Genomic DNA, 23,026 nt, shown 5'->3' on the forward strand with positions numbered 1-23,026 from the left:
AAGTGCGTCTCGCCGAAAGTCGGCGGGGCTCACACCGTTCCTCGGACAAGGGAGGACAGCATGCTCGGCCTCGGCATCATCGGCTGGATCATCATCGGCGGCCTCGCCGGATGGATCGCCAGCAAGATCATGAAGACCGATGCTCAACAGGGCATTCTGCTCAATATCGTCGTTGGCGTGATCGGCGGTCTGCTCGGCGGCTTCATTCTCAAGCTCTTCGGCGTGGACGTGGAGGGCGCCGGGTTGATCTTCAGCTTCCTCACCTGCCTCGGCGGCGCGGTCCTCCTGCTCTGGCTGGTGAGCCTGGTAACCGGCCGCCGCGCCGGAGTCTGAGGTCCGGACCTCACAGGGCACCGGGCGGCCTCGGGCCGCACCGGTGCCCTCGCACGTCCCCGAAACGCGGACGATCGCGGAACGCCATGCGATTTCCGGCCCGTACCCGCCCGAGGACGCCGGCGGTGAGCCACGTTCCCGTAAGGTGTGAGCGCGGTCCCTGACCGCACCCATCCGCGCATGAAAGAGGAGCTTGTGGCCCGCCGTCCCACCCCGCCCGGCACCCCCGAACGCACCGGCCTCGCCCACGTGGCCGATCTGGTGCGCGCCGCGATTCCGCCGCTGCACCCCGCCGGACTGCCGTTCGTGGCGGCCCCGCTGGCGGTAGCCGCGCTCGGATACCGCAAGAAGTGGGTGCGCCGCACGGGACTCGCGGCCGCCGCGGCCTGCGCCACCTTCTTCCGCCACCCGCACCGGGTGCCGCCGAACCGGGCCGGGGTGGTCGTCGCCCCCGCCGACGGTGAGGTCGCACTGGTCGACACCGCCGTGCCGCCCGCCGAACTGGGGCTGGGCGATGCGCCGCTGCCCCGGGTGAGCATCTTCCTGTCGGTGCTGGACGTGCATGTGCAACGGGTGCCGGTCAGCGGCGTGGTCACCGAGATCGCCTACCAGAAGGGCGAATTCCGCTCCGCCGATCTGCCCGAGGCCAGCGACGCCAACGAGCGCAACTCCATGGTGCTCGAGACCGAGAACGGTCAGCGGCTCGTGGTCGTGCAGATCGCCGGACTGCTGGCGCGGCGCATCGTGTGCGAGGCCAGGGCCGGCGACAAGCTGAATATCGGTGACACCTACGGACTGATCCGCTTCGGCTCCCGCGTGGACACCTACTTCCCCGCCGGGACGCGCCCGCTGGTCACTCCGGGCCAACGCACCATCGGTGCGGAAACGGTGCTGGCCGAACTGGATTCGTGATGGAGCAGCTCGCGCCCGCGCCCGAGAAGGATCGCCGCCGCCGCACCGTCCGGCTGCTGCCGTCGATGGTCACCATTCTCGGACTGTGCTCGGGTCTGTCGGCGGTGAAGTTCGGCATCGAGGGCAAACTCGGCATCGCGCTCGCGCTGGTCGGCGCGGCCGCCATCTTCGACATGCTGGACGGCCGCATCGCCCGCATGCTGGACGCCACCACCAAGATGGGCGCGGAACTGGATTCGCTGTCCGACGCCATCGCCTTCGGCGTCGCGCCCGCACTGGTGCTGTACGTGACCTTCCTGCACGCCGACAGCGTGGGCTGGATTCTGGCGCTCATGTTCGCGGTGTGCATGGTGCTGCGGCTGGCGCGGTTCAACACGCTGATGGACGACGACAATCGTCCGGACTGGCAGCGGGAGTACTTCACCGGCGTGCCCGCACCGGCGGGTGCGCTCATCGTGCTGCTGCCCATCGCGCTGGCGGAGCAGTTCGGCGACGGCTGGTGGGTGAGTTTCCCGGCGGTGGCGGTGTGGACGGTCATCACCGGCCTGCTGTGCGTGAGCACGCTGCCGACGCTGGCGATCAAATCGGTGTCGGTCGCCCCGCGGACCGCGCCGATCCTGCTGGTGCTGGTGGCCCTGGCCGCCGCCCTGCTGGTCACCTACCCGCTCATCCTCATGATGGGCCTGGTCACCATCTACCTCGCGCACATCCCGTTCGCGGTGCGTTCGGCCCGCTGGGTGGCCGCGCGCCCGGAGACGTGGCACCACAAGCCCGCCGAGCGCCGGGCCCAGCGCAAGGCCCAGCGCCGCACCCGCCCCACCGGCCGCGTCTCCTCGGCTCGGCTGCGCCTGCGCCGCCCGGGCACCCGCCAGCGCTACCCGGAGGACATCAAGCACTGAGTCACCTCCGATCGAAACCGGACCGGAGCCGCGCGGTAGGCGATACCGCGCGGCTTCGTCGTCTCTGATCCGGTCGGCACGCACCCCAGTGACGAACACGCGACCGAGCGTGGCGCGGACCAGCGGCGCGGCGGCGAAGTCGGTCGCCCCGGCGGCGGCAGTACGGGTTGGAGCGGCGCAGCCAGGGCGCATCGACGATTGGGAGCAGCGGTTCCCGGGATCGTCGGCGACGGTCACCGATCGGTCCCGCACGGGGTAACGCGGCCCGAAGGCGGACCGGTCCTGGAAGGCCGTGCGGGAATTACGGAAGAGGTGCGGAATTTCGGTGGCGGTCGCGGGGCGAGGCGCGGCAGGCACAATGGGGGGCGTGCCTGAACTCGCTTTGACCGCTCGCCTCAATACGTCTGCCGCGGATGCGCGCCGGGGATTGGTGCGATTGCATGCCGAGGCACTGGCGGCGCTGGGATTGCGGGAGTGGGACGGGATCGCGTTGATGGGGGCGCGGCGCACGGCCGCGGTGGTGGCCGTGGCACCGGCGGGTACGCCCGCGGGGGTGGCGCTGCTCGATGACGTGACGCTGTCGAACGCGGGGGTGCGGGAGAGCGCGACGGTGGTGATCTCACCGGTGACCGTGTACGGGGCCAAGCAGATCTCGGTCATGGGGTCGGCACTGGCGGCGGGCACCATTCCCGAAACGACACTGCGGCAGGCGCTGCTGGGGAAGGTGGTGACGGTCGGGGACACGGTGTCGCTGCTGCCCCGCGACCTGGGGCCGGGAACCAGCACTTCGGCTGCGACACAGGCGCTCTCGCGCACGTTCGGGGTGGCCTGGACCTCCGAGCTGCTGACGGTGACCGCCACCGATCCGTCACCGGGGCCGGTGAGCGTGCAACCCAACAGCGCGGTGGTGTGGGGACCGGGAGTGGCGGCCACCGACCGGCCGCTGTCCATCAGCGACGGCGGCGCGGACTACGGGCGCGTACCGCAGACCGGTCCGGCCCCGGTGATCCCGGTGGCCGATCTGGCCGGGGTGCAGACCCAGGCGGCCAAGCTCACCGAATGGCTGAATCTCGCCCTGGACGAGCCGGAGCTGCTCAAAACACTCGGGGCCCCAGCGCATCTCGGTGTCCTCATCTCGGGTCCCGCCGGGGTGGGCAAATCGGCGCTGGCGCGGGCGGTGTGCGCGCAGCGGCGGGTGGTGGAGTTGGACGGCCCGTCGGTCGGAGCGACCGAGAGCGGCACCCGGCTGCGCGAGGTGGGCATGGCGGTCGCCGAACTCTGTTCGGGCGCGGGCGGCGTGCTGCTCATCAGCGATATCGACGCGCTGCTGCCCGCCGATGCGGAACCGGTCGCCACCCTGATTCTCGACCAGCTGCGGGCGGCGGTGGCCGCGCCCGCGGTGGCGCTGCTGGCGACCACGGCCCATCCGGGCGGCGTGGACGCGCGGCTGCGGGCACCCGATCTGTGCGATCGCGAGCTGGCACTGCCGCTGCCGACCGCCGCGGTGCGCACCGCCCTGCTCGAACAACTGCTGCGCAAGGTGCCGACCGACGGACTGAAGCTGGACGAGATCGCCGCGCGCACACCCGGATTCGTGGTGGCGGACCTGGCCGCGCTGGTGCGCGAGGCGGCGCTGCGGGCGGCGTCGCGGGCCAGCCGCGAGCAATCCGACCCGGTGCTGGTCCAGGACGATCTGGCCGGTGCGCTGGAGGTGATCCGGCCGCTGTCGCGCTCGGGCGCGGAGGAATTGGCCATCGGCAGCCTGAGCCTCGACGATGTGGGCGATATGAAGGAGACCAAGCAGGCGCTCACCGAGGCGGTGCTGTGGCCGCTGCGGCATCCGGATTCCTTCGCCCGCCTCGGCATCGACCCGCCGCGCGGGGTGCTGCTGTACGGGCCGCCCGGCTGCGGCAAGACCTTCCTCGTCCGCGCGCTGGCCGGAACCGGCCAGCTGAGCGTGCAGGCGGTGAAGGGCGCCGAACTCATGGACAAGTGGGTCGGCTCCTCCGAGCGCGCCGTGCGGGAACTGTTCCAGCGCGCCCGCGACTCCGCCCCGGCACTCATCTTCCTGGACGAGATCGATTCCCTCGCGCCCCGGCGCGGCCAGAGCAGCGATTCGGGCGTGACCGACCGGGTGGTGGCGGCGCTGCTCACCGAGATGGACGGGGTGGAACCGCTGCGCGACGTGGTGGTGGTCGGCGCGACCAACCGCCCGGACCTCATCGATCCGGCGCTCACCCGGCCCGGCCGCCTGGAGAAGCTGGTGTTCGTGCCGCCGCCGGACGCCGCCGCCCGCGCCGAGATCCTGCGCACCGCGGCCAAATCCGTACCGCTGGCACCCGGTGTCGACCTGCGCACCCTGGCCGCCGAACTGGACGGCTACTCCGCCGCCGACTGCGCGGCGCTGCTGCGGGAGGCGGCGCTGGCCGCCATGCGCCGCGATGTGCTGGCCGCCGATGTGACCTCGGCCGACGTCATGGCCGCGCGGGCGGCGGTGCGGCCGTCGCTGGATCCGCTCCAGGTGGAGTCGCTACGCCGATTCGCGGCCCAGCGCGCCTCCGCGGGCTGAGACGCAGCGCTCTCGGCCAGCGGCCACGGCCCGGCACTTCCCGGCCAGCACGCTCACGGTCGCGACCGCTTGGAGCACGCAGGACCCGGGCTGGGAAAACCCCCATCGGCGGGCGGGCGGCAGCGCTGAACAGCCGCGGGGACACGCCCCGAAAATCCGCGGCGACCCCGCACGGATAATGCGGTTGAACGCTATACAGCCGCCGAGTCACCGCGGTGGAATTCATCCAGCTAACAATTTCGTCAGGGCGAGTCGGAGTGGCGAGTAGCCCGCACAAAGGTAATTTCAGCCTGGTGAAGGCGTATCAGATAGCGGCCGAAACTATCACTGCGCTGGTGGCGGCAATGGTTGCCGGACTGTCGCTGGCTATGCCTATCGACTTCGCCTGGACCTCACAGACCTCGGCGCTGGAACTGGATCTGCTCTTCTACAGTCTGCCCCGGGCGACCGCGGCGGGCGCGCTCGCGGCCCTGATCACGGCGGTGCTCATCACCACGCTGAGCAGCATCGTCACCGCGTGGGCCACCGCGCTGGCGGGGCTGCTGGTGCTGCTGGCCAATCACACCGTCGGGCAGAGCAACTCCGGGGCGGCCTCGCTGTCCACCATGAATTTCATCGATTCCCTGGCGGGCGGGGTGGCGTTGGGCGCACTCGGCGCGGCGGTGCTGCACCATCGGCTGCCGGCTTACGGGTGGACGCTCGGCGCACTCGCCAGCATTCTGCTCGGCTCGGTGAATCCGCTCCCGAATGTGGGCGGATTGTTGAACGAATCCATACCGTCGGCGAATTGGCAATCGATGGATATGCCACCCACCTGGATGATCGTGGTGGCGGTGGCACTGGTGACCATGAGCATGCTGGCCAATCGCAAACGCCGACCGGCGGATCGGCCGTCGATCGAATTGCCCATGACCCCGATCCTGGCGGGCGTGGTGCTGGTGCTGGTGTTCCTGTTCAGCGCGGAATGGCTGGCCCGTCACGGCGGCAGCATCGCCGATATCGGCGTCGCGGTGGTGGCGGTGCTGGGCGGCGCGGTCATCGCCGCCATGCTCCTGCCGGGCCGGGACGGCGCCCTGGTGCTGGTGGCGGTGGCGATCAGCGCGGTGGGCAGCGCCGCCATCGCGGCATCGGTGCCCGCCTGGTCGATTCCACTGCTGGTGATCGTGACGGCGCTGGGCCTGTACGCGGGCTCGCGCCGAGCCGCGCCGACGATCTGTCTGGTGATCCTGTTGGCGCTGGCGGTGTTCACGGCGGCCACCGCCAATACCGAGAGTTCGCTGTTGATCATGACCGGCACCACCGTGCTGGCGTGGGCCAGCGGCTACGGTCTGGCCTCGGCCGCACCGCGTTATGTGCCCAACCGGGTGCTGGGCACGGTCATGCTCTATGTGCCCTCGGCGGTGCTCGGTCTGCGCGACTACGTCTCCCGCGGGCATTACGCGCTGCGGGAGAGTCCGGACGATCCGGTGCTGTGCACGGTGACAACCCAGGACACCTCCGCCCCGGCGTGGACGGCCTTCGTCATCGCGGCGGGCTGTCTGCTGGGTTGGCTGCTGCTGTGCCGCAGCCGTCCGGTCTACGAGCGCGCGGTCGCGGATTCCGATGCGGGCGAGGAGGGTTCGGACGGCCCCGCCGAGCCGAACCAGGTGCGGTAGAAGGCGGTGACGTAGGCGGCGAACAGGCCGAGCAGCACCGCGCCCGCCGCCACCGGGTGCTCGGCCATGGCGGCGGCCAGATACCGGTAGCTCAGCAGCAGTGCTATCAGCAGCACCGCACCGCCGCCGACGAGCCGGATACGGAACCTGCCCCAGCCCCGCTCGGGCGCGCGCAGCGCGGATTCGACGGTCAGGCACAGCACGGCACCGGCGATCAGATCGACCCCGTAGTGGTAGCCGAAGCCGAGCGTCGCGGTGAGCGTGGCGACCAGCCAGAAGGTGCCGCCCCAGCGCAGCCATCGTGGCGCGGGCGCACCGTCGGCGTCCCGGCGCGAGTGCAGGAATACCGCCAGCGCCCAGGCCGTGTGCATGGAGGGCATGCAGTTGCGAGGCGTCACCTCGTCGAACGGCAGTGCCGCGGGGGTCGGGTCGATGGGCGGCACCAGCTGCGGCCAGTAGTTGCCCAGTTGCAGTCCGTCGCCGTCGGGTCCGTAGACGAACATCGGCCCGACCACCGGGAAGAACACGTAGACGACGGGCCCCACCAGGCCCAGCACCAGGAAGGTGCGCACCAGGTAGTGCCGGGGCCACGCCCGCTCGGTCACCACGCCGCGCAACTGCCAGACCGCGACCGCCATGGCGGCCACCGGCAGTTCGATGTACACCCAGTGCAGCACCGCGTAGCCGACCGGTCCGAGCGCCTCCACCACCCGGCCCAGCACCCAGGACGGGTCGCCGAGGGCGTGATCGGCCAGCACCAGGTAGGGGTCGAGCACATTCGGCCCGGCCAGGATGGTGATGTGCAGCCAGACGTCGCCGACCTTGGTGGCGAGGATCAGCAGTGCGCCCAGCGCGGTCGCGCGCACGGCGGTGGTGAACGGCGTGGTGTCGGCGCCGTCCCGGCGCGCCCGTCGCCAGCCCCGGACCGCGCCGACGCCCATGAGGGTGAGCACGATGGTAGGCCCGTTGCCGAGGGCGAACGGCCCGTCGCCCAGCAGGCGCGCGGCGGCGAAGACGACGTCGATCGCGATGGCGGATCCGAGCGCGATGCCGCGCCATTTCCAGTTCAGGCCGACCAGCGCCAGGGCCAGTCCCGCCCACGGCACGGAGATGGATTTGGGCGTCCCGACGTAGTCGCGCCACAGGCTCGCGAGCGGCCCTTCGAATCCCCGGTGGCTGGCGGCCGCCTGCAAGACGATCAGCAGGACGGGGACGGCGGCGATGGCCGCGCCCGGTGCGATGCGGCGGACGGAGGTCCGGTCCCGACTCCCGCGCCCCGGATATGTCGAATCGGGGCGCGGATCGTCGAGTAGCACGACGACCATAGTAAACATCGCATGAACGCGGCCCGCGAGGCAGTTGAACGCCGGGCGAGCAACGGGACTCCGGGCAAGTCGAACCGGCAGGCGCTGACGCGCTACTGATCGAGTTCCTCGACCAGCGAGTCCACCACCGCGACCAGGTCGCCCTGCGCGGCGGCGGCCACCCGGCGCTGCCGCTGATAGGAGGCTCCCCGCTTCGGGATCTCCGCGACCATGGCCAGCTCGTTCTCGCAGCCGAGGCTCTTGGCGGTCGGTTCGAGCCGGTTCAGCAGTTCGGTCAGGTCGTCGGTGATGAGGCGTTCATTGCTGTCGGCATCGGTGATGATGATGGCGTCGAGCCCGTAGCGGGCGGCGCGCCATTTGTTCTCCTGCACGTGCCACGGCGGAATGGTGGGCAGGATCTCGCCGGATTCGACGCGGCGGTCCAGGTCGACGACGAGACAGTGGATGAGCGACACCAGCGCCGCCAGTTCGGTGCGGGTGGGGGTGCCGTCGCAGACCCGCACCTCGATGGTGCCCCATTTCGGGGCGGGCCGGATATCCCAGTGCATTCCGCCGAGCTGTTCGAACACGCCGGTCTTCATCTGGTCGTGCACGAATCCCTCGAACTGCCGCCAGTTCTCGAACTGGAAGGGCAGTCCGGCGGTGGGCAGCTGCTGGAACATGAGCGCCCGGTTGCTGGCGTAGCCGGTGTCGACCCCGGCCCACATGGGCGAGGACGCGGAGAGGGCCAGCAGATGCGGATACGACAGCAGCAGCGTGTTGAGGATCGGGAAGACCTTGTCCGGATGCGAGACGCCCACGTGCACGTGCACGCCCCAGATGAGCATCTGGCGTCCCCACCACTGGGTGCGTTCGATGAGCTCGTCGTAGTGGGGGGTGCGGGTGAGCTGCTGGCTGGACCACTGCGCGAAGGGGTGGGTGCCGGCGCAGAACAGGTCGACCCCGAGCGGATCGGCGGCCCGGCGCACGGCGGTCATGGTGTCGGACAGCTCGTCCACCACCTCGCCGACGGTGTCGTGCTTGCCGCTGACGATCTCGACCGTATTGCGCAGCAGTTCCTTGGTGATCTGCGGGGTGCCGTCCCAGGCGCGCATATCCCCGCAGGCGTCGAAGACCGCCGCGGCTTTGCTGGAGAGGTCGCGCGTGTGCTTGTCGACGAGCGCGACCTCCCATTCCACGCCGAGCGTGGGCCGGGGCGATGAGTTGAAGGGAACCTTCGCGATATCTGCCCCGCCCATGGCTCTCCTGTAGCTATCCGATGACGCCGCAGGCGACCCGGCCGCCCGCGTCGCCGGTCGCCAGCGTCTCGGCGTCCGGTCCGCTGCCGCCCGGGTGGTTGTAGCGGCCGGGGATGTTGCCGAAGTTGTCGGCTCCGGCGTGGATCATCAGGGCCTTGCCCTCGATGTCGTCCAGGGTGACCTTGTCGGTGGTGGTGACGAGCTTGGCGCTGCCGTCCGCGAGCACCTCGAGCGAGGTCAGGTCACCGCTCATGGGGCGGGCGTTCTGGTCGCCGACCTGGAGGTGTCCGCCGGCCGAGAGGAACGCGCCGGCGGGGCCGCCGGTGGGCGCGGTGGAGTTGGGCTCGCACTTGCCGAACTGGTGGATGTGCATGCCGTGGAAGCCGGGCTCGAGTCCGTGCGCCTCGACGGTGAGTTCGAGGTGGTTGCCCGTCTTGCCGAAGGTGGCGGTGCCGACGGTGTTGCCGTTGACATCCTTCAGCTGCGCGCTGACCGATTCGCTGGGCGGGGTGTCGGTTCCGTGTCCGGTGTCGGTGCCGCCCGCCGGGGCGGGTGAGCTGGTGAACACCGGCGGCGTGGTCCCCTGGGCGTCGCTCGACTCCTGGCTGTTGGTGCAGGCCACCAGGCCGAAGGCCGCGACGGCCAGCACCGGGGTCACAGTCCGCCAGGACGGGCGACGAGTTGTGGACGGGGCCATCGGGGAACTCCTTATCGTGTACCGAGTTTACGGGTACAGCACTGCGGACAGGTTTCGTACCGGACAAGATGATGCCAGAGACATGGTGTTGTCCCGTGCAGGGGCCGGGCGGTCGTTCAGTTGCGGGTCACGATGACGATGACTCCCGCCGGGGAGTCGGCGATGCCGGGGAAACGCGGTTCGGCGGTCACGCCGAGCTCGGTCGCGATGGCCGTGGCCGCCGCCCGCTCGCCCGCCGAACTGCCGTAGTACACCGTGGTTTTCGGGATCACACCGGCGGCGTAGTTGCCGGTTTCGGCAATGCTCCAGCCGCTCTCGCGGAGCTGGCTCGCGGTGGTCGCGGCCAGACCCTGGATATCGCTGTTGTTGTACACCCGCACCGGAACCGACTTGTCGACGGCGGCCGTGGTCGTCGTGGTGGTGGTCGTGGTCGGCGCCGGGGTGGTGGTCGGCGCGTCGGCGGTCGTGCTGGTGGCGGGCGGCGGCGTATTCGCCTGTGTCGCCACAACACTCGTGGTCGTCGTGGTCTCCGGGCCGGACGCGGTGTCCGTGCCCTCCGAATCCGAACTCGACAACGACATCGCGCCGAGGCCCGCGAATACGATGGCCAGCGCGATCAGCACCATGGCCAGCGCCCGCAGCGGCGGGCCGCCGGACGGCGAATTCGGGTTACTCACGGCCCCGAGCCTAATCCCACGCGCCGCTGCGATGCCGTATCACACCGCGATTGAGTGCCGAAACACCCGAAAATCCCTGGGTCGCGGATATCGCGCGCATACCGGTCGCGTCAGATCTGGAAGCCGAGGCGGCGCGCCGCCCGCTGCTTCTGCCGACTGGCCCGCAGCCGCCGCAGGCGCTTGACCAGCATGGGGTCGGCCGCCAGGGCTTCGGGCTTGTCCACCACGGCGTTCAATACCTGGTAGTACCGGGTGGGCGAGAGACCGAACAGCTCGCGAATGGCCTCTTCCTTGACACCGGCGTACTTCCACCACTGCCGCTCGAACCCGAGAATCTCGAGCTCCCGGCGGGAAAGGCCATGGGCCCCATCCTCGTCGGGCTGCGCGGCGTTCACCGCGATCTCATCGCTCGCGGAAGGGCTGTCCTCGCTTGCGGAGATGTTCCGTGCCGCTGCGCCGTCCATGATGCTCCCTCGCCGAGTTGTCACCAGACGAAAATGGTGCTTGTCTCCTCGCCGATCATTCAACCACGCGACGCAGACTTGTCAGTGCGTACCGCTCGGCGTGTTCGCGACACGAAGGCCCGGCGTGTTGGAGTTGAACAATCAACACTTCAGAAGCACCGCGCGCAGGTCAGCGCACTACTGCCGGAGCGCACCCAGTAGGCTCTCGACCATGGCTATCCTCCCGATCGTGATCGTCGGCGACCCGGTTCTCCACAGCCCGACGGCCCCGGTGACCGAGTCCCCGGAGGAATTGGCGACCCTGATCGCGGACATGTACGAGACCATGGACGCCGCCAATGGCGTGGGTTTGGCCGCCAATCAGGTAGGGGTGGCCAAGCGGCTGTTCGTCTACGACTGCCCGGACGAGTTCCCGGACGGCACCGTCAAGCGCCGCCGCGGCTGCGTGATCAATCCCGTCCTGGAGACTTCCGCGCTCCCGGAGACCATGCCGGACCCGGACGACGACGAGGAGGGCTGTCTGTCCGTGCCGGGCGAGCAGTTCCCCACCGGCCGTGCCGAGTGGGCGCGCGTCACCGGCGTCGACGAGCACGGCGAACCGGTGGACATCGAGGGCAAGGGCTTCTTCGCCCGCATGCTCCAGCACGAGACCGGACACCTGGACGGCTTCCTGTACGTGGACGTGCTGATCGGCCGCAATGCCCGCGCGGCCAAGAAGGCCATCAAGCGCAATGGTTGGGGCACACCGGGTTTGACCTGGGTTCCGGGCACGGTCCCGGACCCGTTCGGACATGACGACTGATCCCGGCACGCCCGAGGTCGGCCGCCGGGTGGTGGTGCGCTACCGCCTGCCCGAGGGCTATCCGCAGCCGCTGACCGATGTGATCGGCGAACTGCTCGCGGTCGACCCGGTGACCGTGCGCACCGCGGACGGCGAGGTGACGCAGATCGCACCCGACCGCGTGGTGGCATGGAAGGCGCTGGGCGCGCGGCCGATTCGTACCAAGGAGATCCGCGCGCTGGAGGGGGCGGCCGCCGACGGCTGGCCCGGCTTGCAGCGCACCTGGATCGACGGCTGGCTGGTACGGGCCGGTGCGGACTACACCAATCGCGCGAATTCGGCCGTACCGCTGGGCAGTACGGGCCAACCCGCGGCGGCGTCCGCGGAGACCCTCCATCGCATCGGCGAGTGGTATGCCGCACACGGGCTGCCGCTGCGGCTGTCGCTGCCGGATCGCCTCGCCCCGGTGCCGCCCGATTGGCGCACGTGGAACGAGACCGCGGTCCTGGCCGTCGACATCGCGAATATGGTGCTGCCGCAGGGGCCTTCGATGGTGCGGATCGACCCCATGCCCAGCGACGCCTGGTTGGAGGCCCACCGCGGCGACGCCGAGACCACACCCGACACGGAGGTGCTGACCGCCATCCGGGAGGGTGAACTGGGTTTCGCCGCGCTGGGTTTGCCGACGCCGCTGGCCGTCGGCCGCGGCGCGATCACCACCGCCCCCGACGGTCGCCGATGGATCGGCCTGACGTGCGTGGGGGTGGCCGCCGAGCATCGTCGGCACGGACTGGGCACACTGGTGTGCGCGGAGCTGATCCGCTGGGGACAGGCCCGCGGCGCGACCCACGCCTACGTGCAGGTGGCGGTCGAGAACGCGGCGGCCCTGGCCATGTACGGGCAGCTGGGCTTCATCGACCACCACCGGTACCGGTACGCGGCGCCCTGATCCGTCACCGGCGGGCGACGCCCGACCGTGCCGATATTCGATCGAAAGGTTTTTCGTGCGGCTCGCGAGCTGGAACGTGAATTCGATTCGCTCCCGTGTGGATCGGGTGCTGTCCTGGCTGGATCGCGCCGATGTGGACGTGCTGGCCATGCAGGAGACCAAATGCAAGGACGAGCAGTTCCCGTTCGAGCGGTTCGAGGCGGCGGGGTACGAGGTCGCGCATGTGGGGCACAGCCAGTGGAACGGCGTGGCCATCGCCTCCCGGGTGGGTCTCGACGATGTCGAGATCGGTTTCCCGCGCCAGCCCGGCTTCGACAAGAACGCCGACGAGGCGCTGCTGAGCACGCCGGTGGTCGAGGCGCGTGCGCTCGGCGCGACCTGCGGCGGGGTGCGGGTGTGGAGCCTGTACGTGCCCAACGGCCGCACGCTGACCGATCCGCACTACGCGTACAAGCTGGAGTGGCTGGCGGCGCTGCGTGCCGCGGGCACCGACTGGCTCACCGCCGATCCATCGGCGCAGATCGCGCTGATGGGCGACTGGAATATCGCGCCCACCGACGCCGATGTCTGGTCGCCGGAGTTCTTCGAGGGCAAAACCCATGTGTCACAGCCGGAACGGGACGCGTTCCACGCCTTCGACACCGCCGGGTTCACCGATGTGATGCGGCCTTTCCACCCAGGGCCGGGCGTCTACACCTACTGGGACTACACGCAGTTGCGCTTCCCGCGCAAGGAGGGCATGCGCATCGACTTCATCCTCGGCTCCCCCGCGCTGTCGGCGCGGGTGACCGACGCGAACGTGGACCGCGAGGAGCGCAAGGGCAAGGGCGCGAGTGATCACGCGCCCGTCGTCGCCGATCTGGGAGACTGATCCGTCCTTCGTCGGCGCGGATCACGCCGATACGCCCCCTATCCCGCCGGAAGTTATTCGGCGGGGCGGGTTTTGATGGCGTCGCGGGAGATGAACACGTTGTAGGTCCCCGGGGTGGCGATGACGGCGTTGCCGTAGGCCGAGCGGACGAACGGGTCGGTGTACCAGCTCTGGGACTTCATATCGTCGAAGAAGTCGCCGTCGCCGCCGTTGAGGAAGATGTGGTTCTGCTTGGTGGCGACGCCGTCCAGGCGCTGGCCGTAGAGCCGGGTGACCTTGTAGCCGGAGTTGAAGCCGAGCGCGTTGACCCACGGCTCGAGTTCGACGATATTGGCCTGCAACACCCAGAGGTCGCCCTCCACTTGGTAGTTCAGGTGCTGGTCCTCGTGCCCCTCGTCCCCGAACAGGGTGAGTTCCACATTCATCATGTGCTCCTCCCCCGCCACCGGCGTGGCGACGATGTGCGCCGCCTTCACCTCTCCGGTGAGGCCGAGGAAGGTCTGCAAAAGCGTTGTCACCCAGAGGATGACCACCGCGATCAGGACGAGCGAGATGGCGGCCGAGCCGCGCCCCGCGAGCACCCGCCACCCGACCTTGCGGGCCTTGAGGACAGCGGTCACCAACAGCGCCAGTGCCGCGACGCCGAGCACGATGAGCAGGATCTGAATCCAGCCGAAGGTCACCGGGAACACCATGCGGTAGTTGTACCCGGTACGTCCGCGACAACACGGCAGGTCGCACGCAATTCGGGCGTGTCCGCCCGGCGTGGCGCGAAATACGCGGCCGGCTCCTTGCGGTGCGGCCGTTCGGCGCTGTCGGGCTGGCCGCCGAAGCGCCGGGCGGCCGGGCGAGGAGGGCGGGGTTCGGCGAGGCGGGCCGGGGCCTCGAACAGCAAGGCCCGGCGACGCATCGAGCGTCGCCGGGCCGCTGCCATCTCATGGGTGCGGGGGGGCTCAGCCCCCGCCGCCACTCAGAACGCCGCTTCGTCCAGGTGCATGATGTCGTTGTCGATGTTCTCGATGACGGTGCGGACGCCGCTCAGCAGCGGGAGCTGGTTCTTGGCGAACCAGGAGGCGACGCCGATCTTGCCGGTGTAGAACGCCTTGTCCTTGTCGGCGGCTCCGGCCTCCAGGGCGGCCTGGGCGGTCTTCGCCTGTTCCAACAGCCGCCAGGCGATGACGAGATCGCCGGTGGCGTAGAGGAATCGGACCGAGCCGAGGCCGACCTTGTAGATCTCCTCGGGGTTCTGCTGGGCGGCCATCAGGTACCCGCTGAGGGCGGCGGCCATGGCCTGCACGTCGGCCAGGGCCGCGCCGAGCAGCTTGCGCTCGGCGTCCAGGCCGGTGCCCTGATCGACGAACTTCTGGATGAGCCCGGCGACGTGCGCCAGCGCCACGCCCTTGTCGCGGACGATCTTGCGGAAGAAGAAGTCCTGCGCCTGGATGGCGGTGGTGCCCTCGTACAGCGAGTCGATCTTCGAGTCGCGGATGTACTGCTCGATCGGGTAGTCCTGCAGGAAGCCGGAGCCGCCGAGGGTCTGCAGCGATTCGGTGAGCATCTCGTAGGCGCGGTCCGAGCCGCAGCCCTTCACGATGGGCAGCAGCAAATCGTTGACGCGCTCGGCGAGTTCGGCGTCCGCGCCGAAGTTCGCCTGCGCCACATCGGCGTTCTGGTAGGCGGCGCAGTACATGTACAGCGCGCGCAGGCCCTCCGCGTACGCCTTCTGCGCGGCCAGCGAGCGGCGCACATCCGGGTGGTGGGTGATGGTGACGCGCGGCGCGGTCTTGTCGGTCATCTGGGTGAGGTCCGCGCCCTGCACACGCTGCTTGGCGTATTCGAGGGCGTTCAGGTAGCCGGTGGACAGCGTGCCGGTGGCCTTGGTGCCCACCATCATGCGCGCGTTCTCGATGACCCGGAACATCTGCGCGATGCCGTTGTGCACATCGCCGACCAGGTAGCCGACGGCGGGCTTCTCGCCGCCGAAGGTGATCTCGCAGGTGGGCGAGGACTTGATGCCCATCTTGTGCTCGACGCCGGTCACGTACGCGCCGTTGCGCTCGCCGATTTCCATGGTCTCGGTGTCGAACAGGAACTTCGGCACGATGAACAGGGATAGGCCCTTGGTGCCCGGTCCCGCGCCCTCGGGGCGGGCGAGCACGAGGTGGAAGATGTTGTCGGCGGTGTCGCCCACGTCGCCGCCGGAGATGAAGCGCTTGACGCCGGAGATGTGCCAGCTGCCGTCGGGCTGTTCGGTGGCCTTGGTGCGGCCCATGCCGACGTCGGAGCCGGCGTCGGGTTCGGTGAGCACCATGGTGCCGCCCCAGCGGTTCTCCCAGGCGTGCGCGGCCCAGCGCTTCTGCTCGTCGGTGCCCTCGGTGAAGATCACCTGGTGCATGAGCGGACCCATATTGAAGAAGCTCGCGGAGTTGTTGGCGGCGACCAGCATTTCCTGGATGCCCCAGATGAGGGCGTTGGGGGCGGATACGCCGCCCATCTCCTCGGGCATGCCGAGCCCGGAGTAGCCCGCCTCGTTCACCGCCGCCACGGTCTTCTTCAACGATTCGGGGACGGTGATGTCGTAGGTCTCGGGACGGAACTCCACCGGGTTGCGATCCGCGTCGACGAAGGAGGCCGCGATCGGCCCCGTCGCCAGTCGCTCCGCCTCCGACAGCATGGCCCGCGCCGTCTCACTGTCCAGATCGCCGTAGGCGCCGCCGTCCAGCAGCGCCCCGATGCCTAGCACTTCGAACAAGTTGAACTCGATATCACGCAGGTTCGCCTTGTAGTGCGTCACGGGCCCGGCCTCCTAAGCCATCGATGATCGAATAACTGGAGGTTGCCGTACGTTTGTCCCATTACGCAACCGTAGGTTCTTGTGCAACCAGGCGCATAGGGTCCAGACCGGGGCGCGCCCGAAGATAGCCGACCCTATGGAACGTGTTCCATGAGCTCAGGACACAAGCCCCGGCCAGCGCACTCGACCGACCAAGCACCTGCTCGAACCTCTCCGAGCGAGTCACCGGGCGACACACCACATCGAGCACGTGCACCTGCCCCACCTTGATTGCCAGATATTTGCCATATCGACGCGGCGACGCCTGTTGAGAGATCGCGCACAAGCATCCCGGCAAACCCGACGCAGCGTGGCGACGAGCCGAGGCCGAGGCAATCTCGAAAACGCTCAGACGGAATGATCCGACTCGCCGTTCGAAAGGCCACCGGTGCAGGTGTCCCATCCCCTTGGGGACAACACCAGCGTGGGACCGCTGTGAGACGGCGAAGTGTCCGCCGCCGACCACCACGCCAGAGAAGACGACCAGCGGAAAGGCGACCAGATCGCACATCGGCGACTCACCGGAAATCGTCGAGATCACCGCACTGAAAATGTCGATATCACATGACTATTACCGTTCTGCCGCAACGGAATTCGCGATAGAATCAATGCATGAATCCGGAGGGGGAAACGCGAGGCGGTGATACCGCGGCCGGATTGACGGCGGCGATGGACACCCTGCTCGCCACCGACCTCACCGGGTTGTCCGACACCGATCTCGTGGATGTGATGCGGGAGGTCGAGTCGGTGCGGTGCCGGATGGCGGCACTGTCGCATCGGATGATCGCCGAGGTCGAGGGCAGGCATCTGTGGGAACGCGCCGGAGCCAAGGGCATGCGCGGGTATCTGATCGATGTGCTGCGCCTGTCGGCGGCTGAGGCGGGAGCGCGGGTGCGTGCCTCGGTCCCGTTGCGGCCCCGCTCCTTCTGCGGGGAGGAAACGCCCGCCCTGTTGCCGACCACCGCCGGGTTGCAGGCCGAAGGAGTGGTGTCGCCCGAGCACGCCCGGGTGATCATGCGGGTGATGGACCGTATCCCCAACGCGGTCCCCGCCGAGCGCAAGGTCGAGGCCGAACGACACCTCGCCGAGGCCGCCACACAGATGCCGCCGGAGTACGTCACCAAGGTCGGACACGTGCTACTGACCTGTTTGGACCCGGACGGGGTCCTCACCAACGACGACGACCGCGCCCGACACCGGGAGTTGGTGCTGGGCAAGCAACGCATCGACGGCATGAGCGAGATCAAAGGCGTCCTCGACCCCCAACTGCGAGCACTGCTGGATGTGGTGCTGGCCAAGTGGGCGCGTCCGGGGATGTGTAATCCCGAAGACCCCGACAGCCCCCGCATGGGACCCGGTGTGATCGACAAGGACACCATGGAGGGGGCGGCGCGGCGGGACCGGCGCAGTGCCGGGCAACGCAATCACGATGCGCTCAAAGCCTTCCTGGCCGCCGGAGGAGGACCCGAGCAACTCGGTACCCATCGCGGCGTGCCGGTGTCGGTGGTCCTGACGTTGAGCCTGACCGACCTGCAATCAGGGTCGGGCTACGCCCACACCGCGTCCGGGTCGGTGATGTCGATCCCCGACGCCCTGCGCATGGCCGAAGGCTCCTACCCGTTGTTGATGCTGTTCGACGGGAAAGGGTTGCCGCTGCATCTGGGGCGCGGCAAGTACCGGCTCGCCTCACCGTGGCAGCGGTTGGCGTGTATCGCCACCGACCGAGGCTGCACCCGCCCCGGCTGCGAAGCCCCGGCCACGATGTGCGCGGTACACCACATGATCCCGTGGCTGCGCGGTGGCCGCACCGACATCGACAACCTCACCCTGGTCTGCGACCGCTGCCACGCCCAGATCCCCGAAGACGCCGAGGACCCGACCGGCTGGGCCACCCTCGGACGCAACGGCAGCACCAGCCTCACCAACACCAACACCAACAAAAGCAGCCGCCGCCGCCGCAGCAGCAGCAGCGGCACCGCCACCGGCAGCAACGGAAGCAGCACCGGCAGCCCCGGCGGCAGCGGTAGCGGTAGCGGCAGCAGCGGCAGCGGCGGCGGCAGCAGCGGCGGCGGCAGCAGCGGCAGCAGCAGCGGCGGTGGCGGTAGCGGCGGGTTCGGTGTCGACGCCAGCAGCACCGGCATCGGTAGCGGCCGGTATCCCGGCCGTGTCGTGTGGGCGCCCCCGACCCGTATCCACCCCGCCCGCGCTCCCCGCGTGAACCTGCACCACCACCCCCGGCAATGGCTCACAAACCACCACGGCCCACAGCCCGGAACAGCCCGGGGCGACCACCTACGCCACTAGGCCGCGCCGCGGCACAACCCACTCGCAAACACCACCCGGCCGGATTCGTCAGCCGGGATAGAGGCACGCCACACACAGCCGCATGTCGGCGAGAATCGACCCAGGCGCACCACACTCGCCGGCGGGAATGAAGGACGCCGAGATGACCTCAATGAGGTGATCTCAGCGACTTTCATCGGTGTCGGCCATGTTCGAAATGGGTGAGGATGTGTGCGGCAATGTCGCCGATTCTTTCGGGACTAGCGGTGAGATAACGGTTCCTCGTCACTGTTCATATCGGCGTCCTCCGCATTTCGGAACAGGAACAAGCACCTTCGCGGAACAGACCGTATGCCGAATGTGGACCGTGCCCCGGCGGTTTGGACCAATCCAGTTCGGAACGTCCGGATCTGCTTGCTCCAGGATGAGTTGGGCGTAGGGGAGGATGGCTGCTCTCTGCGAACAGTCGATTACTGGTCATGCGATTAGTAGACTAGATGCTATGCGATCGGTAGATTACGGCAATGGCCGAGTACTGTCGACGCATCATCGATACGACGCTCGATGAGCTGCAACCGCAGCTTCGGGCGCTGGCGATCTTTGGTCCCAAGGGTGTCGGAAAGACCGCGACCGCCCTGCAGCGAGCTCGAACGGTTTTCGATCTGAGTGTGCCGGCACAGCGTGAACTGGTCGGGGCCGATGCCGCGATCCTGACCGACGCCCCCGGACCCGTGCTCATTGATGAGTGGCAGCGGTTTCCCGAGGTCTGGGACCAGGTACGCCACGCCGTTGATGCCGGATCGCCGGCAGGTCACTTCATCATCGCCGGTAGTTCCGCACCTCGTGGCGCAATCGTCCACTCCGGTGCCGGCCGAATCGTACCTATGCGCATGCGACCGCTGAGCATCGCCGAACGTGGCATCGAAACACCGTCCGTCCGACTGGCCGCCTTGCTCGACGGACAGCGAGAGGTCACGGGTCACACTTCGATTCGACTGCCCGACTACGTCGAAGAGATCACGACGTCCGGTTTTCCCGGGATCCGCGTGCTGCCCCCGCGCGTACGTCGTGCAGAACTCGATGCCTATCTCACCAACGTCGTTCAACGAGAGTTCCCGGAGCAGGGATACCCGGTCCGGAAACCCGAAGTTCTGCGCGCCTGGCTCGCGGCGTATGCCGCCGCGACTTCGACCACCGCGGCATACTCGAAGGTCCTCGATGCCGCGACCGCCGGGCTGTCCAGCAAGCCGGCGAAGGAAACGACCATCGCATACCGAGACGCGTTGTCGTCGCTGTGGCTGCTCGATCCGATCCCCGCGTGGATTCCGAGCCGAAATCACCTGGACCGGCTGGGGCAGTCTCCCAAGCACCAGCTCGCCGATCCCGCTCTAGCCGCCCGCCTGCTCGGCTTGGATTCGGCGGCACTGCTGCGCGCCGAGCAGGGCAGTACGAAACTCACGGAGGGCACCATTCTCGGCAGCCTCTTCGAGCACCTGACGGCGCTCAGCATCCACACCTACGCTGAGGCCGCAGAAGCGCGCCTCGGGCACTTGCGCACCCGAAACGGCGACCACGAGGTCGATTTGGTGGTACAGCGTCCGGACGGGAGGATAGTCGCCTTCGAGATCAAGCTCTCCGATCGCGTTTCCGATGCCGACGTCAAACACTTGCATTGGCTCGGCGACCGCATCGGAAGCGATCTCATCGACTCGGCGGTCATCTACGCCGGAAAGTACGCTTACCGGCGCGGCGACGGCATCGCCGTCATCCCCCTGGCTCTGCTCGGGCCATGACTCCCTACGCGGTCATGGCGTAAGCGCCGGCCAGCTCACGAACCCGATCGAGCAGCTGCTCGAACCGTTCCGCGTCGGCCACCGGTCGACGAACCAGATCCAGGGCCCGCACCTGCTGCGCCCTGGTCGCGGAGGGCTTTCCGTTCAGCGTGACGGCGTGCTTCGAGAAGTCGCGCACGAACAGGTCGAAGAGTTGGTCGAGGATTACTGGGTCGGTGCCTTCGATGGCGGCTTGTTCCAGGATGAGTTGGGCGTACGGGAGCATCGTGAACAGCTCGCCCAGGGCGAAGAGGAAGTCGACGTCCTGTTGTTGGGCGGGGGTGGGGGTGGCGGCGGCGAGGAGGGTTTGGAAGGCGCGGGCCTGGTCGAGGAAGACGGCTACGTTGGGGATATGGGCGTGCTGCTCGAAGATCGGGCGCCAGTCGGCGAAGCGGATGCGGCCCAGGCCCTTGCTGGGGCCCTGGTGGAAGAGGAATTCGTCGTCGGCGGGGTCGCGGCGGGTGGGGACGGGAGGGTGTGCGGCGCGGGCGAATTCGGTCCGCAGCTTGGGCACCGCTTTGCTCGCCGGGGTGGCAACGCGGCGGCTGGCCCAGCTCAACGCTTCGGAGAGGGCGCGTACGGCTCCCTTCGGCGCGAGAGCCGTGCCGGGGAGGTAGCGCAGGGCGGCCAGGCCCGCGTCGGCGGGGTGGAACATGTAGGCGGGCATGAACTTCAGTGACAGGGCCAGGTTCACGTGCACCGTGCCCTCCAGGCGCGGCAGGCCGAACATGCCGATCATGGCCATCGGGAAGTACATGTCGTTCTCGAAGCCGCGGGCGGCGATCACATCGGCGATGTCCTCGTAGAGCCGCTGCCCCTGCCGGGTCACCGACATCTTCTCGATGGCGTTGAACAGCAGATAGCGGCGGTCGTCCGCGTGCGCCGAACGCATGTAGTCGATGGCGCGTTCGCTGTAGAGCTTCATGCCGATCAGGCGCGCGTAGTTGTCCGCCAGCAGCGCGCGCACCTGTGGGAACTCGGTCACCTTGTGCCCGAACAGGATTCGGTTCTCGGCGTGGGTGACGGCCTCGTACATGGCGTGCTCGCACGCGCCCACCGCGCCGAAGCCGAGATTGAACTTGCCGACGTTCACGGTGTTCATGGCGGCGTCGAACGCGTCGCGTCCGGTGTGCAGGATGTCCTCCTCGCGCACCGGATACCTGTCGAGATCGAAAGCGGCGACGTACATCTGGGAGTCCACCACGTTCTTGCGCAGCTTGTAGTTCTGGTGCCGGGAGTCGGCGGCGAAGAACAGGTAGCCCGAGTACTCCTCGTCGGTCATCTTCCGCAGGAAGTCGGCCGAGTCGATGATCGGCCTGTCGGCGCGGCGGCCGAACACCGAAACCATTGCCGCCGCATTGCCGTTGCCGATGTAGTACTTGCCGCCGGTGGCGGTGAAGCCGCCGCGCGCCTTCGGCTCGAGGATCATGTCGGTGGCGTAGATGTCCGCGCCGTGCGCCTGCTCGGAGAGGCCGAAGGCGAAGATCTCACCGGAGTCCAGAGCGGCCGCGGCCCGGGCCTTCGCGGCCTCGTTGCGGCTCTGCCAGATGGGTCCCAGGCCGAGAATGGTGACCTGCCAGACGTACCAGTACTGCATGCCGTAGAAGCCGAGGATCTTCGACAGCATGGCGATGCGGGCGGTGTCCCAGCGTTTGTTCGGATCGCCGTCGGCCTGCGCGGCGGGAGTCAGGAAAGTGGCGAACACCTTCTCGCTCTTCACGAAATCCAGGAAGTCGGAGTACCAGACGCGGTCGCGGCTGTCGGCGAGCAGCCGCGCCTTGCCCTTGCGCTCGAACCAGTCCACGGTGGCGCGCAGCAGGCGGCGGGTCTCCGCGTCGAACTCGGCGAACTCGCAGGTCTTCGGGTTGAACAGGGTGTCGCTCATGGTCGGCTCCTCCGCCCCCGGGCGGCGGCGCGCGGGACGATCCGGTCGATTTCATTCGTGAATGTAGCATTATCATTCGCCAATGCAGGAAACAATCGTGTGAAACCCTGTGACCAGCTGATCACCGCGACGCGGGCGCTGCTATCGTCGGTGCCCATGGGTACCGAACCGGCTGTCCGGCCGCGCCAGCGCGCACAGCATCTCGGGCCCGAGCGCCGCCGCCCGCAAGTGCTGGACACCGCGCTGGAGATCGCGGTGGAGAGCGGCATCGCGGCCGTGACCATCGCCGCCGTGGCCGACCGCATGAAGGTCACCCGCCCGGTCGTCTACGCCTGCTACGCCGATCGCGTGGAACTCATCGAGGCGCTCATGCGCCGTGAGGAGGACTACCTGCTGCGCGGCATTCTCGATGTGCTGCCGCGCCGCCGGGTGGAGGCCGACGAGGCGGTGTTCGTGGAGGGCTTCCGCGCCCTGCTGCATGTGGTCGCCAACCGTCCGGAGAGCTGGCGACTCCTCTACGGCAACCCCGACCCGGCCGTCGCCGACTCCTTCGGCCGCGGCCGCCAACTCGCGGTGGAACGCTGCACCCGCCGCCTCCGGCCCACCCTGCGCGCCTGGGGCACCGCGGACGCCGACCGCAAACTTCCCGCGCTGGTGGAACTCTGGGTCTCCGCGGGCGAGGGCGCGGTCCGCACCCTGCTGTCCGGCGCGGGCGAGTGGACCCCCGACACCCTGGGCGAATTCGTCGGCGCGGCCGTGTACCGCGCACTGCGCCACGCCTGACCAGTGACGCTCGTGCGCCGGGGCCGCGCAGCCGGGGAAC

The 23,026-nt window shown here is 68.8% G+C and carries 19 protein-coding genes; 11 read left to right on the plus strand and 8 right to left on the minus strand.

The annotated features are described in order from the left end of the window. The first annotated feature begins 60 nt into the window (after positions 1-60). The 5 genes from QMO76_RS32170 to QMO76_RS32190 all read left to right on the plus strand — a co-directional run bounded on the left by QMO76_RS32170 (position 61) and on the right by QMO76_RS32190 (position 6,368). Positions 61-333 (plus strand): GlsB/YeaQ/YmgE family stress response membrane protein, encoded by a 273-nt coding sequence (locus QMO76_RS32170; protein WP_029932953.1) that lies wholly within the window; start codon positions 61-63, stop codon positions 331-333. A gap of 195 nt (positions 334-528) precedes the next feature. Then, positions 529-1,245: a phosphatidylserine decarboxylase gene (locus tag QMO76_RS32175; protein ID WP_306365188.1), complete on the plus strand. Its 717-nt coding sequence runs from the start codon at positions 529-531 to the stop codon at positions 1,243-1,245. After that, complete coding sequence (pssA, locus tag QMO76_RS32180) at positions 1,245-2,144, plus strand: CDP-diacylglycerol--serine O-phosphatidyltransferase (protein WP_306365131.1); 900 nt, start codon at positions 1,245-1,247, stop codon at positions 2,142-2,144. The genes QMO76_RS32175 and pssA overlap by 1 nt, the downstream gene beginning before the upstream one ends. Before the next feature lie 367 nt (positions 2,145-2,511). Then, positions 2,512-4,713, plus strand: coding sequence for an AAA family ATPase (locus QMO76_RS32185; protein ID WP_306365132.1), 2,202 nt, complete (start codon positions 2,512-2,514; stop codon positions 4,711-4,713). Between the two features lie 335 nt (positions 4,714-5,048). Then, a complete protein-coding gene (locus QMO76_RS32190) occupies positions 5,049-6,368 on the plus strand; it encodes a hypothetical protein (protein ID WP_306365133.1) in 1,320 nt (439 codons plus the stop codon). Here the strand turns inward: QMO76_RS32190 and QMO76_RS32195 are convergent. The 5 genes from QMO76_RS32195 to QMO76_RS32215 all read right to left on the minus strand — a co-directional run bounded on the left by QMO76_RS32195 (position 6,290) and on the right by QMO76_RS32215 (position 10,769). Beyond that, positions 6,290-7,693 carry a phosphatase PAP2 family protein gene (locus QMO76_RS32195; RefSeq protein WP_306365134.1) on the minus strand — a complete coding sequence of 468 codons (1,404 nt, stop codon included), beginning with the start codon at positions 7,691-7,693 and terminating at the stop codon, positions 6,290-6,292. The genes QMO76_RS32190 and QMO76_RS32195 overlap by 79 nt on opposite strands. A gap of 92 nt (positions 7,694-7,785) precedes the next feature. Further along, positions 7,786-8,931, minus strand: coding sequence for a glutamate--cysteine ligase (locus QMO76_RS32200; RefSeq protein WP_306365135.1), 1,146 nt, complete (start codon positions 8,929-8,931; stop codon positions 7,786-7,788). A gap of 13 nt (positions 8,932-8,944) precedes the next feature. Continuing rightward, a complete protein-coding gene (locus tag QMO76_RS32205; protein WP_306365136.1) occupies positions 8,945-9,628 on the minus strand; it encodes a superoxide dismutase family protein in 684 nt (227 codons plus the stop codon). 116 nt (positions 9,629-9,744) lie between these two features. Continuing rightward, the gene (locus QMO76_RS32210) at positions 9,745-10,305 is read right to left on the minus strand and encodes a LytR C-terminal domain-containing protein (protein WP_372342134.1); all 561 of its coding nucleotides are present in this window, start codon (positions 10,303-10,305) and stop codon (positions 9,745-9,747) included. Positions 10,306-10,415: 110 nt separating this feature from the next. Then, the gene (locus QMO76_RS32215; RefSeq protein WP_029932962.1) at positions 10,416-10,769 is read right to left on the minus strand and encodes a DUF3263 domain-containing protein; all 354 of its coding nucleotides are present in this window, start codon (positions 10,767-10,769) and stop codon (positions 10,416-10,418) included. 211 nt (positions 10,770-10,980) lie between these two features. Here QMO76_RS32215 and QMO76_RS32220 point away from each other — a divergent pair, with 211 nt between their 5' ends. The 3 genes from QMO76_RS32220 to QMO76_RS32230 are packed head-to-tail and all read left to right on the plus strand — an operon-like array spanning position 10,981 to position 13,370. Next, positions 10,981-11,571, plus strand: a complete 591-nt coding sequence (locus QMO76_RS32220; RefSeq protein WP_306365137.1) for a peptide deformylase — start codon at positions 10,981-10,983, stop codon at positions 11,569-11,571. Next, a complete protein-coding gene (locus QMO76_RS32225; RefSeq protein ID WP_306365138.1) occupies positions 11,561-12,499 on the plus strand; it encodes a GNAT family N-acetyltransferase in 939 nt (312 codons plus the stop codon). The genes QMO76_RS32220 and QMO76_RS32225 overlap by 11 nt, the downstream gene beginning before the upstream one ends. A 55-nt stretch (positions 12,500-12,554) precedes the next feature. Further along, positions 12,555-13,370, plus strand: coding sequence for an exodeoxyribonuclease III (locus tag QMO76_RS32230; protein ID WP_306365139.1), 816 nt, complete (start codon positions 12,555-12,557; stop codon positions 13,368-13,370). A gap of 53 nt (positions 13,371-13,423) precedes the next feature. On the opposite strand, the gene QMO76_RS32235 is transcribed toward QMO76_RS32230, so the two are convergent. Beyond that, complete coding sequence (locus QMO76_RS32235) at positions 13,424-14,065, minus strand: hypothetical protein (protein WP_306365140.1); 642 nt, start codon at positions 14,063-14,065, stop codon at positions 13,424-13,426. A 275-nt stretch (positions 14,066-14,340) separates the two neighbouring features. Continuing rightward, positions 14,341-16,164, minus strand: coding sequence for an acyl-CoA dehydrogenase (locus QMO76_RS32240; RefSeq protein WP_306365141.1), 1,824 nt, complete (start codon positions 16,162-16,164; stop codon positions 14,341-14,343). A gap of 651 nt (positions 16,165-16,815) precedes the next feature. Here QMO76_RS32240 and QMO76_RS32245 point away from each other — a divergent pair. Both QMO76_RS32245 and QMO76_RS32250 read left to right on the plus strand, forming a co-directional pair. Then, entirely contained in the window at positions 16,816-18,507 is a 1,692-nt protein-coding gene (locus tag QMO76_RS32245) for an HNH endonuclease signature motif containing protein (RefSeq protein ID WP_306365142.1), read from the plus strand. A gap of 503 nt (positions 18,508-19,010) precedes the next feature. Continuing rightward, positions 19,011-20,279 carry an ATP-binding protein gene (locus QMO76_RS32250; protein ID WP_306365143.1) on the plus strand — a complete coding sequence of 423 codons (1,269 nt, stop codon included), beginning with the start codon at positions 19,011-19,013 and terminating at the stop codon, positions 20,277-20,279. Positions 20,280-20,283: 4 nt separating this feature from the next. On the opposite strand, the gene QMO76_RS32255 is transcribed toward QMO76_RS32250, so the two are convergent. Next, positions 20,284-22,203, minus strand: a complete 1,920-nt coding sequence (locus QMO76_RS32255) for an acyl-CoA dehydrogenase family protein (protein WP_306365144.1) — start codon at positions 22,201-22,203, stop codon at positions 20,284-20,286. 156 nt (positions 22,204-22,359) lie between these two features. On the opposite strand from QMO76_RS32255, the gene QMO76_RS32260 reads away from it, so the two are divergent. Further along, positions 22,360-22,986: a TetR/AcrR family transcriptional regulator gene (locus tag QMO76_RS32260; protein ID WP_306365145.1), complete on the plus strand. Its 627-nt coding sequence runs from the start codon at positions 22,360-22,362 to the stop codon at positions 22,984-22,986. The last annotated feature ends 40 nt before the right edge of the window (positions 22,987-23,026 follow it).

It is taken from the genome of Nocardia sp. CC227C (assembly GCF_030767025.1).
Taxonomy (GTDB): Bacteria; Actinomycetota; Actinomycetes; order Mycobacteriales; family Mycobacteriaceae; genus Nocardia.